Below are 14,111 nucleotides of genomic sequence, written 5' to 3' on the forward strand. Positions count from 1 at the left end.
GACTGGTTGGCAGCCGCTTCAAAGTGCGCTGCTTGAACGTTATGTTTAAGTTTTTAATTTTGCCTCCTGGCGCCGCGAGGGCCGTTGTGGCCTGGGGGCAGCAGCAGCACGGCGCGGGGGAGGCCCCTCGTGATGAGAAACCTCCCCCGCTGTGCTGTGTGTGTGTGCCTGTGGCGGCAATAGTGCCAGGCTACTTGCCCAGCTTGGCCTTGATGGCCTTGCTCTCGGCCTCGTAGCCAGGCTTGTCGAGCAGGGCAAACATGTTTTTCTTGTAGGCCTCGACACCTGGCTGGTTGAACGGGTTCACATCGAGGATGTAGCCGCTCACGCCGCAAGCCTTCTCAAAGAAGTAGATGAGCTGGCCCAGGTACTTCTCCTTGAGGGCCGGCACGGTGATGAGCAGGTTGGGCACGCCACCGTCCACATGAGCCAGGCGGGTGCCCAGCTCGGCCATCTTGTTCACATAGTCAACGTGCTTGCCGGCGATGAAGTTGAGACCGTCGAGATTGGCCTTGTCGTCGGGTATCACGACCGAGTGGGCAGGCTCGCCCACGCTTATCACGGTCTCGTAGATGGTGCGCTCACCGTCTTGTATCCACTGGCCCATCGAGTGAAGATCGGTCGTGAAGTCGCAGGCGGCGGGGAAAATGCCCTTGTGGTCCTTGCCCTCGCTCTCGCCGTAGAGCTGCTTCCACCACTCGGCAAAGTAGTGCAGCTTGGGGTTGAAGTTGACCAGCAGCTCAATCTTGCGGCCAGCGCGATACAGGGCGTTGCGCGTGGTGGCATAGGTGAAAATGTCGTCGCCGCCGGCTTTCTCCATCTCGACAGCGCCCTCGACCAGGGCCTTGATGTCGTAGCCGGCCACGGCGATAGGCAGCAGGCCCACGGGCGTGAGCACCGAGAAGCGGCCGCCCACGTTGTCGGGTATCACATAGGTCTTGTAGCCCTCTTGGGTGGCCAGGCCGCGCAGCGCGCCCCGGCGGGCGTCGGTCACAGCCACGATGCGGGTGGCTGCCTCGGCCTTGCCCACTTGCTGCTCAAGCATGTCCTTGAGCAGGCGGAAGGCTATCGAGGGCTCGGTGGTGGTGCCCGACTTTGAAATCACGATGATGCCAAATTGCTTGCCCTTGAGCAGGTCGATGAGGTCGTAGAGGTAGTCCTCGCCTATGTTGTTGCCGGCAAAGAGCACATGGGTGGTGGCAGGCTTGTAGGCCGCAAAGTTGTCGGCCAGCGCCTCGATCACGGCCTTGGCGCCAAGATAGCTGCCGCCTATGCCTATGGTCACCACATACTGGCACTTGCTGCGCAGCGACTGGGCGGTGGCCTCAATGTCGTTCAGAAAATCGGGGGTAATGCTGCTGGGCAGGTGCAGCCAGCCCAGGAAGTCGTTGCCCAGGCCTGTGCCTTGTTCCAGCTTCAGGGCGGCTGCCTCGGCGGCAGGGCGCAACGCTGCCACTTGCTCCTGGTCGATGACCTGGCCCAGTGCAGCTGTGTTGTTTACTTGAATTTTTGACATAATCTTGTAATACTGTTATTTATGTGTATGTGTGATTTAATCCTCTGTGTTTGATTGCTTTCTTAAAAGCAAAGGTAATGTAATTGGGCCACACCGCAATGGGAGCCAATCCTGTTTTTTTTCACAATCGAGCCATGCCGGCCACAGGGCAGCGGCGCCTACAGGGCCTTGGTATAGGCGCGGCGGCGCTTGTGCTGCACGTAGTCGAAGTATTGCCACTGCTTCTGCACGTTGGCGTTGTCTTCGAGCTCCACGTTGGTCTCGGCCCACTTGTAGTGGCGGCGCTGGAACACGGGCAGCAAGTCGGTGAAGAGCATCGAGTTCACGCCCTTGCTTTGCAGCTCGGGCTCGACGGCGATAAGCATGAGGTCGACAATGGGCGAGTGGCCCGTGATGGCGCGCAGCAGGTGCAGCCAGCCCAGGGGCAGGTAGCGCCCGCGACTGGCCTGCAAGGCGTGGCTGAGCGAGGGAATGGAGATGCCCACGCCCACCAGCCGGTCGCTGGCGTCGACGATGAGCGAGATGTGGTCGAGAGGCAGGGCCGGCAGGTAGAGCTTGATGTAGTGCTGGATTTGCGCCTCGGTGAGCGGCGAGTAGCCGAAGAGGCTGTCGTAGGCCTTGTTGATGAGATGAAACACGGCGTCGGCATAGTTGCGCACCAGCTGCTTGCGGCTCTTGAGGTGCAGGTTGCGCAGGCCGTATTTCTCTTGCACTATCTTGGAGATGCGCACCATCTTCTCGGGGATGGTGTCGGGCACAAAGACCTTGTATTCTACCCAGTCGGTGTCTTTCTTAAAGCCCACGCGCTCCAGCTGCCTGCCATAGTAGGGGTAGTTGTAGATCGTGGCCTGCGTGCTCAGCTCATCGAAGCCCTCGATGAGGCAGCCCTCGGGGTCCATGTCGGTGAAACCCAGCGGGCCGGTGAGGTATTCCATGCCCTGCTCCTTGCCCCAGCGGGTCACTGCCCCGATGAGACCGTCGACCACCTCGTCGTCGTCGATAAAGTCGACAAAGCCGAAGCGGCACTCTTGCTTGCCCTCGCGCTCGTTCACCACCCGGTTGATGATGCCGGCAATGCGCCCCACGGGCTTGCCGTCGCGGTAGGCCATGTAGTACACACTCTGGCAGAACTCAAATGCCGGGTTCTCGCTGGGTGTGAGCGTGCCCACCTCGTCGGTGACAAGCGAGGGCACATAGTAGGGATTGCCTTTATACAGCACATCGATGGGATAATGCACAAACTTGAGCAAGTTGCGCTTGGTGGGCTCTATGAGCCTAATTTCTACAGCCATACACTAAATACAAATCATTTTTCAGGTTGCAAAGATAATAAAAACAGCCCAATGCGCAGCAACATGCCGCAACATTTATCGCTATATTGCCACCTCTTGAATACCAGTCGATAGAAATAGTGGGTGTGGCCACAGGCGCCATGCCTCGGGGGGGGCGCGACGCGGTTAGCTCTTGATGCCCGTCTGCACCACCTCGCCGTTGTGCACGATCTCGTCGCTGTTCTCGCGCTCACGCCGGCGTATCTGCGTCTCAATGCCGTCGATCACGTTCACGATAAAGTCGCCCAGCTTCTCGGCCTCGCATATAATGTCCATGTAGAAGATGCCAGCCTGGTAGGGATACTTCTTCTGGTTGATGTTTTCGATATTCTCGGTGCGCAGCATGTTGCGCATGTTGTTGATTTCGCGCTCCTTGTTGTAGTTGCGTATCAAGTCGTCGCTCGTGGCGTTGTCGATGTCGCACAGCACGGCAATCATGTTGCTCATGGCCTCGCCCACGAGCTTGAGCATCTGGTCGATGTTCTCATAGTTGTAGTCGACAAAGTGGGCCCCGGCCTCCTCCTTGCGCACAAGCGTGCGCGCAATGTTGTTGCACGAGTCGGCGATGCTCTCGATCTCGCTCACGATGCTCAGCATCGTGCCCACGCGCAGCTTGGCATCGTAGGAGAGGCGCCCGTCGACCAGGTTGTTGAGGTACTTGCCTATCTCGATTTCCATGCGGTCGGAAATATCCTCGTACTTGCCAATGCGCGAGTACACCTTGTTGAACTCGCTGGTGCCCGTCTTGATGTGCACCAGCGACTTCACCATGCCCAGCATGCGCTCCACGCGCTCGGCATAGACCACAATCTCACGCTGCGCCTGCGTGATGTTGAGCTCGGCGGCATTGAGCAGGCCGGCCGAGATGTACTTGAGCTGGAACTCGTCGTCTTCCTTCTTGTGGTGGCTGTGCACCAGGTGGTTCACCATCTTCACATAGCCCTTGGTGAACCATATCATCACCGAGAGGTTGATGAGGTTGAACACCGTGTGGAACATCGACATGCCAAACGAGATGGAAAAGGCCAGCGTGGCCATCTCGTGCGGGCTCACCTTCACACCCTGGCTCATCTTGGTGTAGAGCAGGGTGGGGTCGGGCGTGGAAAAGACGTCGATGCATATCCACTCGATGAGCGGGATGAATGCATACCAGGCCACCAGGGTCCACACCGTGCCCAGCACGTTGAACAGCAAGTGCCCCACAGCGGCCTTCTTGGCGGCCAGGTTGGCGCCCAGCGAGGCCAGCAGCGGGGTGATGGTGGTGCCTATGTTGCTGCCCAGCACCATGGCACAGGCCATGTCGAAGGGTATCCACCCCTTGGTGGCCATCACCAGCACGATGGCAAAGGTGGCCGCGCTCGACTGTATCACCAGTGTCACCACCAGGCCCACGGTGAGGAAGATGAGCACCGACCAGAATCCCATGTTGGCATAGCCCTGAAGCACGCCAAAGGCATTGGCATCGAGCACAGGCACGTTCTGCTGTATGAAGTCGAGACCGTAGAACAGCAGTACAAAGCCTATGAGAAACTCGCCTATGTTTTTATACTGGTTTTTCTTGAGAAACAGCATCGGCACCGCTATGGCCAGCAGCGGCAGCAGCACCACGCTCAGGTTGACCTTGAAGCCGAATATCGACACGATCCACGCCGTGAAGGTGGTGCCCACATTGGCGCCGAAGATTACGGCCATCGACTGCTCGAGCGACATCAAGCCGGCATTCACAAAGCTCACCACCATCACCGTCGAGGCCGACGAGCTCTGGATGAGCGCCGTGATGGCGATGCCCGTGATCACACCCATGAAACGGTTTTTAGTCATCACAGCCAGTATCGAGCGCAGGCGGTTGCCCGCAGCCTTCTGAAGGCCCTCGCTCATCACCTTCATTCCGTATAGAAACAAGCCCACTGCACCCAGCAGCGACAAAAAATCAAGTATGGAATAATCCATTTATCAAGGGATTTAATTATGTGTCAAAAAAAAGTGCTATGCTATTTCCGTCAGCGTGCAAATTTACTAATAATAATTTTAATAAGCCCTGCATCGGTTTAATTAATTTTATCTCATCTTAGGCTTTCTTTACCGCTGCAGCCGCTCGGGCGGGGCAGGTTGTGCAACATTTTAAGGAAATTGTGCAAAACCAGTTGCCTGGCATTGCTTATCTTTGCACTCGTAATACAAAGGCTGAATGACACGATTGAGCAAAATCCTGACCCTGCTGCTGCTGGCTGTGTACATCACTGCCACGGGCAGCCGCATGTGGGCCTCGATCGACTGCGAGATGCACCACGGCGCCATGACCGCCCACCTGCAGCACTGCAGCGCGGCCGCCGCAAGCCACTCGACGGCGAGCATGACCGTCAAGTCGTGCTGCGACGCCCACCACAGCCAGGACCTCAGTCTCTACACAGCAGGCAGCCACTTCACCATGCCCGCCAAGCCGCTGGCTGCCTCCTGGGCCGCGGCCACAGTGCCTGTGGCCACCCGCCTGCCACGTCCGCAAGCCTGCACGCTCGGGCGCCTGGCACGCCCGGGGCCCCCATCACTGCCCTTGCCGCCGCGCGGCGGCAGCGGGCTGCGCGCACCTCCTGCGACAGCTTGAAAAATCCCCTCTCCCAGCCCCTGCTGCCGGCGCCCCCTGCTGCCGGCGCCGCAGGGCACAATCGATTTATCAACACTGTCACAACAAGGATTACAACACTCATGACATTTCACAAGTATTTTCTCGCAGTCCCTGCCCTGCTGTGGGCTGCAAGCTCGCAGGCCGGCCAGGTGCGCGGCATGGTGTGCGACGAAAACCACGAGCCGCTCATAGGCGCCTCGGTATACTGGGCCGGTACCAACGTGGGCACCGTGACGGGCACCGACGGCACCTTCGGCCTGCACACCGTAAAAGACTACAACAAGCTGGTAGTGTCCTACATAGGCTACCGCCCCGACACTGTCGACGTGGCCGGCGACACCACAACACTTGCCATCCACCTCACCCCCTCGACAACCCTGGGCGAGGTCGTGGTCGAGGGCGCACAGCGCGGCAACTCGCTGCTGGCCAAGTCGATCTACAAGACCGAAAACCTCTCGTTCACCGGCCTTACCAAACTCGCCTGCTGCACGGTGGCCGAGTCGTTTGAAAACTCGGCCTCGGTAACCGTGGGCTACAGCGACGCCATCTCGGGCGCACGCCAAATCAAGATGCTGGGCCTGGCCGGCACCTACACCCAGATGCTCGATGAGAGCCGCCCCGTGATGCGCGGCCTGAGCGCCCCCTACGGCATGACCTACGTGCCCGGCATGTGGCTCAACTCGATACAGGTGTCTAAGGGTGTGTCGAGTGTCACCGCCGGCCACGACGCCGTGACGGGGCAAATCAATCTCGAGTACCGCAAGCCCACCGACGAGGAGCGCCTCTTTGTGAACGCCTATCTCGACGACATGCTGCGCCCCGAGCTCAACATCACCAGCGCCATCCCGCTCACCCGCGACAAGCGCCTCTCTACCATCGTCATGGCCCACGGCTCGCTCGACACCGACTGGCGCGAGATGCGGCACATGGACCTCAACCGCGACGGTTTCCGCGACCAGCCCAGCGACCGCAAGTTCAACCTGGCCAACCGCTGGATCTATATCACCAAGGGCGGCATGCAGCTGCGGTGGGGCTGGCACCTGCTGGCCGACGGCCGCACCGGCGGCATGCTCCACTACAAGGACAACGCCGCCATGCGCCAGGCCATGGCCGAGGACTGGGCCACCGCGGGCACCATGTATGGGTCGCACATCGCCAACCGCGAGGCCAGCGGCTACTTCAAGGTGGCCCTGCCCGTGGGCACGGGCATCTACGACGAGCAGAGCAAGACCGAGAAACGCTCCAACGTGGCTCTGGTGGCCGACTTCACCCACTTCAACGAGAAGGCCTATTTCGGGCTCAACGACTACTACGGCAACCAGAACAGCATCACCGCCAACTTGATGTACAGCCACTACTTCGACCTCAAGTCGTCGCTCGTGGTGGGCGCACAGTCGCGCCTCGACTACTACCGCGAGCACTTGCTGGGCGCCACGCCCTGGATTGCCGCCGCACCCTCCACTTTCTACAACATGAACCGCGACGAGCGCGAGGTGGGCGGCTATGCCGAGTACACCCTCGACATCAAGGACAAGTTTACCCTGGTGGCCGGCCTGCGCGGCGACTACAACGACCTGGCCGACCGCTTCTTTGTCACTCCTCGCGGCCACGTGAAGTGGAACATCCTGCCCAAGACCACGCTGCGCGCCTCGGCCGGCCTGGGCTACCGCATGACCGACATCGTGGCCGACAACATAGGCATGCTGGCCACCGGCCGGCAAATCCTGATCAACGGCGGCCACACCGCCTATGCCGACCTCGACCGCATGGAGAAAGCCCTCACCGTGGGCGGCAGCCTCACCCAGAACTTTGTGCTGGGCAACGACCAGAATGCCTCGCTCAGCTTCGACTACTTCCGCACGCGCTTCTACAAGACCCTCGTGGTCGACCAGGAGTGGGACCCGGCTGCCATCAACATCTACGAGAGCGACCGCCTGTCCTACACCGACTCCTACCAGCTCGATTTCAACTGGACACCGTTCACGCGCTTCGACGTGTTTGCCACCTTCCGCTACACCACCAGCCGCATGACTATCGACCGCCCCGACGGCACCACCGCCCGCGTCGAGCGTCCGCTCATCAACCAGTTCAAGACGTTGCTCAACTTGAGCTACGCCACCAAGTTCCGCATGTGGGTCTTCGATGTCACCGGCCAGCTCAACGGCAAGGCTCGCATCCCGTCGGCCACCGGCGACCTGGCCCACGACAGCCACTCGCCCGTCTACCCCATGCTCTTTGCACAAGTCACCCACAAGATAGGCCGCGCCGATGTGTATCTGGGCTGCGAGAACATCACCGACTACCGCCAGAAGGTGCCCATCGCCAGCGCCGACAACCCCTTCAGCACACAGTTCAACTCGATGAACGTGTGGGGACCGCTCATGGGCCGCAAGTTCTATGTGGGCGTGCGCTTCAATCTCTATTAACAATATCAACCACTCCCCTTCCCACGAAGCGGGTAAAGTTGTAAAAAAAAATTAAAACATTTTTATTAGCAACACTTTTGCATTATATTTGCACAAAACCAATAAATATCAAGCAATTATGAAAAAGTTATTTTTATTATGCGTGATTGCCGTTCTCGCTATCGGCGCTATCACTGCCAAAGAAAACAATAATGTGAAGACAACTGTTTTCACCTCGGGCGACATCTACTGCCAGAGCTGTGTCAACAAGATCATGAACAACATCCCCACCCTGGGCAAGGGCATCGAGGATGTGAAAGTCGACGTGCAAACCAAGACGGTGACAGTGAAATACAACACCAGCAAAAACAACGACCAAAACATCATCAAGGGCCTGAAAAAGCTCGACGTGAACGCCATGGTCATGGCTGGCAATGCCCAGCAAGGCGGCAGCCAGCCCGCTGCCACCCCCTACTGCACCATGCCTGCCATGGCACAAGACAACAACCACTGCCAGAACGGTGCCAAAGCGGCCGACCACGACTGCACCAATCACCAGAAGGGTGCCAAGGCTGCCCAGCACCAATGCCAGGGCCAGCAGGCCGCATCCTGCACCCCCACGGCCACCTCGTGCGACAATGACCAGAACTGCAACTCGCAGGCCAGCGGCTCATGCTGCGGCGGCGGCAACGCCCACGGCAAGAAGAAATAAAAATTTGGCGTGTAAACGCTACCCCCACACATAGCACAAGCAAGGGCTGCGCTCCAAGCATGAGCGCAGCCCTTGTTGCATGATAGTGTCGACGCTGCGGGCAGCGTCTCAATTCATCACTTGCCGGTCACGACCTTGCGGGCGCGGGTGGCGCCGTTGCTGTACAGGTCGGTAGCAATATAGATGCCGCGTGCAGGCACCTCGGTGCCCAGGCACACGCCGTCGAGGCTGTAGTACACGGTCTTCACCACTGTGGCACGGGCGTCGACTGTGCTCACGCCGGTGGTGAGATACTCGGTCACATTCCAACCCTTGCCCTGGGCCACGGCCAGGTGCACATCGTCGCCCGCATTGTGCGAGAGGCGCAGCTGGCGGCCCCAAGCGCGGTTGTTGTCGTTGATTTCAACACTGCTCACGTCGGGCAGCTGGTCGATGATGGTGTTGAGCACAGTTGCGCTCATGGGGTTGTTCTGTATCGACAGGCCCTGCAGACCGGTGTTCTTGCTCACATCGAGCGTGCTGAGGTTGTTGTTCTCGGCAGCGAGCCACTGCAGGTAGGTGCAGGCAGTCACGTCGAGCTGTGCAATGGCATTGCTGTCGCACTCGAGCCAGTAGAGGTAGGCATTCTTGCTCACATCGAGGCTGGTGAGGTTGTTGTTGTCGACCTTGAGCCACGACAGGTAGCTCGACTTGGAGGCATCGATGCTGGTGAGCTTGTTGTGGCTGGCCTTGATCATCGAGAGGCGTGGGTTGCTCGTGAAGTCGAGGGTCTCAATCTCGTTGTTGTCGGCCATGATGGTGCTCAAGTTGGCCTGTGCAGCCGTGTTGAGGGCCGTGAGATGGTTGCCATCTACACGCAGCCAGCGCACGTCGGCGTTCTTACTCAGGTCGAGGCTGGTGAGGTTGTTGTTCTGCAGGTAGAGTCCTTGCAGGGCTGTGCAGGCCGAGAGGTCGATGGTCGAGAGCTGGTTGTCGGCAGCCGAGAGGGTCTCGAGCTTGACGTCGCCAGTGAGGTCGAGGCTCTTGAGCTGGTTGCCGCTGCACTGCAGGGTCTCGAGGCTGGGCAGGCCGGCCACGTCGAGCGCAGTGAGCTGGTTGTCGGCGCACTCCACGTCGAGCAGGGTCGAGGTCTTGGGCAGCTTCAGGCTGGGCACCTGGCTGCCGGTGATGACCACCTTCGACAGCTCGCTCATGCCCGTGAGGTCGAGCGGGGTGGTGATGTGGTTGTCGGCAGCCGAAACCACCTTCATGGCCTTGGCACCGTCGAGGTAGAGGTTTTTCACGCCGCTGCCCTCGATATAGATACCCGTGCACAGGGGGTTGTTGCGCAGGTCGATGGTCTCGATGTTGTTGCCGTCGAGCTGCAGCAGCTTCACGGCAGGAGCCTTGGTCACGTCGATGGCGGTGATGCCGCAGTTGTTGCCCAGCAGGCGGTACACGTTGTCGCCGTAGATGTGCACATAGGGCTTGGTGAGGGTGCCGCTGTAGTAGTTGGTCTTGGAGCCGGTTTGCTTCTCACCGTCGCCCCACTGGATTTGGAAGTCGCCAGTGGTGTAGATGCCCAGTCTCACGTCTTTGTTGAGCAGCGAGTCGGCAAAGTTGATGGTGATCACGCTCACTTGCTCGGCCTGGGTGTACTCGTAGGCACCCACATCCACACTCTGGCCCTGCACGCGTGCCTGGCCGGCAGCGTCGGTGGCAGGCATTTCAAAGCCCTCAACGGCCTGGCCGGCATCGATATAGCTGCTGCCCGAAGCCAGGTTGAAGTACTTGCCTGCATTGGCCGTGAGCGCGGCGCTCTTTTCGGCATCGGTGCTGAAGCCCTTGAAGGCCGGCACCATGGCAAAGTTGGCAGCATCGGCGTCGCCGTTGCCTATGGTGTTGTACACGGCAGTCTTGAGTGCCTCGCTGGCAAAGCCCACATTGGCCGTGTCGCTGGCGGCACGCAGCATGTTGTACTGCGCCGTGCAGTTGATGAGCCGGCCGCCGGCCAGGTACACGCCGCCGCCGTCAAACGAGGTGTTGTTGAAGGCTACCACGTTGGTCACGTCGCCGCTCTTGTTGTAGAGGGCGCCGCCGCGTCCGCCCATGGTGTCGCCATAGTCGGTGGCATCGGCATAGCAGTTGTAGATCACAGCCCCGTCGAGACGACCCAGGTTGTATACAGCGCCGCCTTGCAGGCCGCGGCACAGGGTGGCCTGCAGCTGACTCAAGGTGCCGCCGCCGTTGTTGTAGACGGCACCGCCCGAACCGGCATAGCAGTCGGTCACGGTCACATTGCTCACCACGCCGCCATCGTTGTAGATGGCGCCGCCCTCATCGGTGGCCACGCAGTTGGCCAGGGTGCAGCCCGTAACCTTGGCATCTTTCACATAGACGCCGCCGCCCATGCCGCTGCCATAGGCCGAGTGGCTGTAGTTGCTGTCGAAGTAGCAATTCTCGATGCCGGCGTTGCTGTAGCCGGTGCCCACGAGATACACAGCGCCGCCATAGGTGTTGCTGTCGCTCATCGACTCCACCTTGTAGTAGGCCGAGTTTTTCAGCACCTGGCAGTTGCGCAGTGTCACGTTGCCCTTGGCATAGAGGGCACCGCCGGCTGCCTTGGCCTGGTACACATTGGCATTGGCGCCGGTGAGCACAAAGCCGTCGACCACAGTGGGCTGGGCAATGACTGCCGAGGCATAGAGCACGTGGCTGCTGTTGCCCTTGGTGCCGGGAATCTCATTGTTTTCCACCTTCCACGAGTAGCGGTAGGTGGTGCCGGCTGCAATCTCGCGCGTCCAGGTGTCGGGCACGTCGTCGTCGGCGCTCAGCACAGTGGCTTCCTGGAACTCCCAGGGATGGGCGCCGGGCACACGCTTGTAGCTGCCGTCGGACTGGCGCGTGTAGCTGCCCATGAGCGACACGCCGTCTTTCAAGAAGAAGGCCTTGCTGGTCTTCTTGGTTGACTTGATCAGGGAATCGGGCTTGTAGGTGCCAGCGGCTACATAGACGGTGTCGCCCGCCTTGCTGGCATCGATGGCGGCCTGAAGATTGCCCGTGGCTGTGGCCCACGACAGGCCGTCGCCAGTGCCGCCAGGGGTCACATAGCGGCCCGCAGCCTGCGACTGGAGGGTCATGCCGCCTGCCGCCGCTACGATGAGTAGTGAAGATAAAAATCTGTACATAAATCTACCTGTAATTTTTAGTGTTTATAATTATAATGGAGATATAAAGAACTTTTTTGTCCAAATTTCGGTGATTTTCGTGCAAAGTTATATAAGTTTTCTCGATTTCGAAAAAAAACAAAACCGTTTATCCTTCGAAATCAAAAAAAATGCAACACGATGACAAAATGAGGAAAATCGGCCTCTCATCGCGGGGCGCCGGCATCCTCGCAGGCGATCTTCTGGTACATGGCGGGGGTGATGCCCGTGGCACGATCGACCGTAGCCGAAACGCTGGGCAAGAGAAATCCCGTCGCCGATGCAGTGACGGGATTTCTTTGATGAGGGGGGCTGCTGATCGTGTTGTGTATACCGCAGGCTCAATGCCTCAACTTGCTCACGCGGCGTGTGCCGTCGAGCAGGGTCTCGACCTTGATCACGATGCCCTGTGCGGGCGCTGCCAGGAGCCTTCCTGCCAGGTCGTAGTAGCGGGTAGCCACCACTGTCTGGGCCTTGTCGCCGGCCACGGGGCTGGCCACACCGGTGAGGAAGTTGCGCAGGGGCACGATGTCGGAGTAGCGGGTCTCGCCGCCGCCCTTGTACACGGTCTGGATGGCTATGCGATCGGTGTTGTCGTAGAAGAATATGCGCCGCGAGCCGTCGTCGCGCACCTCAAAGTCGCGGTCGTCGTCGTAGTTGTAGGGTATCTCGGTAGTGTTTTCCTTGAGCCGGGTGTAAAGGCTGGGCGTGAACTCATAGAGCTTGTCGTCGATGTAGAGGCGGTAGTAGAGCTGCTCGGGGTCCATGTAGTCGCCGGCCTCGGTGGTGAGGTCGCAGGCCAGCTGGATGTAGCCGTTGCCATATCGCTCCTGGTAGGGGTCATACTTGGTGAAGAACGGCGCCTTGGGCTTGCCGGGGCCTGCATTGAAGGGTTTGAGCACCGGGCGGTTGACCAGGGTGAGATAAAACACCTGGTTCTTGCCCATGTTCAGAATGAGCAGGCTGTCGCTGCGCAGGGTGCCGGTTTTCTCGTCGAGCGTGAGCGCGTAGGGGTAGGACGAGAGCTTGGGGGTGGGCAACCACATGCCCAGCAGGTCGAAGTACTCATAGGCCATGCTGCCGGCAAAGGCATAGCAGTGGTAGTTGTACACCGTGTCGGGACCCAGGTATTGCGGCAGGTCGAGGGCGACGGTGTTGCCCTGGCGGGTACCCTTTATCCAGTTCTGGCCCATGCTGGGCACGAGATGGCCCAGGTAGTAGGTGTCGCCATCGACGGCGATGTCCATCTTCTGCACTTCGCCCGTCGAGTCGGTCACGCTGTAATACATGGTGTAGGGCTTGGGGCTTAGGCCGGCAGGCAGGCTCACGGTCTTGTCGTCGATTGGGGTAAACACCACCTCGGCATCGCCAAAGCCGCTCCAGCTCTTGTTGCCGTCGACCATGGCCATGACACCGTCGGTGGCCATGCGCAGCGTCCCGTCTTTGTAGACAAACTTCACATCGGCCGAGTCGTCGGGCGCCGTGTAGCCCGTCGCGCCCTCGGTGTAACTGATGCGGCGCAGGTAGTAGGTCGTGTTCACTCCAGTGCTGCTCGTGTAGTTGAACACGGGCTGTGGCTTGAAGGTGACCGTGTCGCCCTCGATGGTGCCCATCACCCACGTGGCACTGGGAAAGAGGCTGAAGGGCTGGTAGAGATACATCTTGTCGCCGTTGACCACAATGCGGCCCACCGTGCCGTCCGACTTGTCGCTGATGACGTAGCCATATTGCAGGTAGTAGGCCTTGGAGGTGCCGTAGAGGTTGGTCGAGAGCGTGCCCTCGGGCTGGCTGGTGATGATGCCCTGGGTGGCTGGGGCGGCCATGACGGCTGGCTTGAGCTCGGGCAAGTCGCCTGCCAGGCGCACGGGCATCTGCTTGGCGGTGGGGCTGGTGCGGCGGGCTGCATCGAGGGGCAATTGTGCCCATGCAGTAGCGGCGGCGGCCAGCAGTGTTGCGATAAAAAGGATGTTTTTTAGCATAGGGTGAGATGTGAATTGAATGATTGGGTTTAAATAAAAAATACTCTCTCTCGAGCCACACGTGGCTCTGTTTCCATTTTGGGCGATAAAGATATTAAAATAATTTATTGTTGCAAACTATTGTGTTAAAAAACTTTCCATTTTGCACAATTTTTTACGACAACCCATGCAAAGTGCGCATTTTGGGGGGCAATGCACGCTTATGTATAAAAGTGCCGTCTCTCGATTAAGGAAGTCCAAATTTCAGAATTTTGAAGCTGTTGCCCCCAGGTGGCAAGGCCCGTGCGGCCCGTGCGGCCAAAAAAAAGCACATCGATTTTGAGATATACCCAAGTTGCCGTAACTTTGCATCTCAGAACA

9 protein-coding genes are annotated in these 14,111 nt (G+C 59.2%); 4 read left to right on the plus strand and 5 right to left on the minus strand.

What is annotated here, in order from left to right; translation table 11 throughout:
• The first annotated feature begins 41 nt into the window (after positions 1-41).
• Positions 42-236: a hypothetical protein gene (locus GF423_RS14065; RefSeq protein ID WP_154538198.1), complete on the plus strand. Its 195-nt coding sequence runs from the start codon at positions 42-44 to the stop codon at positions 234-236.
• Here the strand turns inward: GF423_RS14065 and GF423_RS06485 are convergent.
• From GF423_RS06485 to GF423_RS06495, 3 genes are all read right to left on the minus strand, one after another.
• Positions 191-1,516 carry a glucose-6-phosphate isomerase gene (locus GF423_RS06485; RefSeq protein ID WP_154327582.1) on the minus strand — a complete coding sequence of 442 codons (1,326 nt, stop codon included), beginning with the start codon at positions 1,514-1,516 and terminating at the stop codon, positions 191-193. The genes GF423_RS14065 and GF423_RS06485 overlap by 46 nt on opposite strands.
• A 158-nt stretch (positions 1,517-1,674) precedes the next feature.
• Positions 1,675-2,808: an N-acetyltransferase gene (locus GF423_RS06490; protein ID WP_154327583.1), complete on the minus strand. Its 1,134-nt coding sequence runs from the start codon at positions 2,806-2,808 to the stop codon at positions 1,675-1,677.
• A 165-nt stretch (positions 2,809-2,973) separates the two neighbouring features.
• Entirely contained in the window at positions 2,974-4,797 is a 1,824-nt protein-coding gene (locus tag GF423_RS06495; protein ID WP_154327584.1) for a Na/Pi cotransporter family protein, read from the minus strand.
• Between the two features lie 238 nt (positions 4,798-5,035).
• On the opposite strand from GF423_RS06495, the gene GF423_RS06500 reads away from it, so the two are divergent.
• From GF423_RS06500 to GF423_RS06510, 3 genes are all read left to right on the plus strand, one after another.
• Positions 5,036-5,449 (plus strand): hypothetical protein, encoded by a 414-nt coding sequence (locus GF423_RS06500; protein ID WP_154327585.1) that lies wholly within the window; start codon positions 5,036-5,038, stop codon positions 5,447-5,449.
• 101 nt (positions 5,450-5,550) lie between these two features.
• Positions 5,551-7,896, plus strand: a complete 2,346-nt coding sequence (locus GF423_RS06505; protein WP_154327586.1) for a TonB-dependent receptor — start codon at positions 5,551-5,553, stop codon at positions 7,894-7,896.
• A 118-nt stretch (positions 7,897-8,014) separates the two neighbouring features.
• Positions 8,015-8,587 carry a heavy-metal-associated domain-containing protein gene (locus GF423_RS06510; RefSeq protein ID WP_154327587.1) on the plus strand — a complete coding sequence of 191 codons (573 nt, stop codon included), beginning with the start codon at positions 8,015-8,017 and terminating at the stop codon, positions 8,585-8,587.
• A 116-nt stretch (positions 8,588-8,703) separates the two neighbouring features.
• Here the strand turns inward: GF423_RS06510 and GF423_RS06515 are convergent, their stop codons facing one another.
• Both GF423_RS06515 and GF423_RS06520 read right to left on the minus strand, forming a co-directional pair.
• Positions 8,704-11,754 (minus strand): leucine-rich repeat domain-containing protein, encoded by a 3,051-nt coding sequence (locus GF423_RS06515; RefSeq protein ID WP_154327588.1) that lies wholly within the window; start codon positions 11,752-11,754, stop codon positions 8,704-8,706.
• Positions 11,755-12,113: 359 nt separating this feature from the next.
• Positions 12,114-13,751: a hypothetical protein gene (locus tag GF423_RS06520; protein WP_154327589.1), complete on the minus strand. Its 1,638-nt coding sequence runs from the start codon at positions 13,749-13,751 to the stop codon at positions 12,114-12,116.
• Positions 13,752-14,111 lie beyond the last annotated feature (360 nt).

This window comes from Sodaliphilus pleomorphus (assembly GCF_009676955.1).
Classification (GTDB): Bacteria; Bacteroidota; Bacteroidia; order Bacteroidales; family Muribaculaceae; genus Sodaliphilus; species Sodaliphilus pleomorphus.

What these genes read in the sequence shown, in the direction of transcription:
- GF423_RS06520 (WP_154327589.1), bottom strand. Translation starts at nt 13,751, where the DNA reads ATGCTAAAAAACATCCTTTTTATCGCAACACTGCTGGCCGCCGCCGCT.
- GF423_RS06510 (WP_154327587.1), top strand. Translation starts at nt 8,015, where the DNA reads ATGAAAAAGTTATTTTTATTATGCGTGATTGCCGTTCTCGCTATCGGC.
- GF423_RS14065 (WP_154538198.1), top strand. Translation starts at nt 42, where the DNA reads ATGTTTAAGTTTTTAATTTTGCCTCCTGGCGCCGCGAGGGCCGTTGTG.
- GF423_RS06485 (WP_154327582.1), bottom strand. Translation starts at nt 1,516, where the DNA reads ATGTCAAAAATTCAAGTAAACAACACAGCTGCACTGGGCCAGGTCATC.
- GF423_RS06500 (WP_154327585.1), top strand. Translation starts at nt 5,036, where the DNA reads ATGACACGATTGAGCAAAATCCTGACCCTGCTGCTGCTGGCTGTGTAC.
- GF423_RS06490 (WP_154327583.1), bottom strand. Translation starts at nt 2,808, where the DNA reads ATGGCTGTAGAAATTAGGCTCATAGAGCCCACCAAGCGCAACTTGCTC.
- GF423_RS06495 (WP_154327584.1), bottom strand. Translation starts at nt 4,797, where the DNA reads ATGGATTATTCCATACTTGATTTTTTGTCGCTGCTGGGTGCAGTGGGC.
- GF423_RS06505 (WP_154327586.1), top strand. Translation starts at nt 5,551, where the DNA reads ATGACATTTCACAAGTATTTTCTCGCAGTCCCTGCCCTGCTGTGGGCT.
- GF423_RS06515 (WP_154327588.1), bottom strand. Translation starts at nt 11,754, where the DNA reads ATGTACAGATTTTTATCTTCACTACTCATCGTAGCGGCGGCAGGCGGC.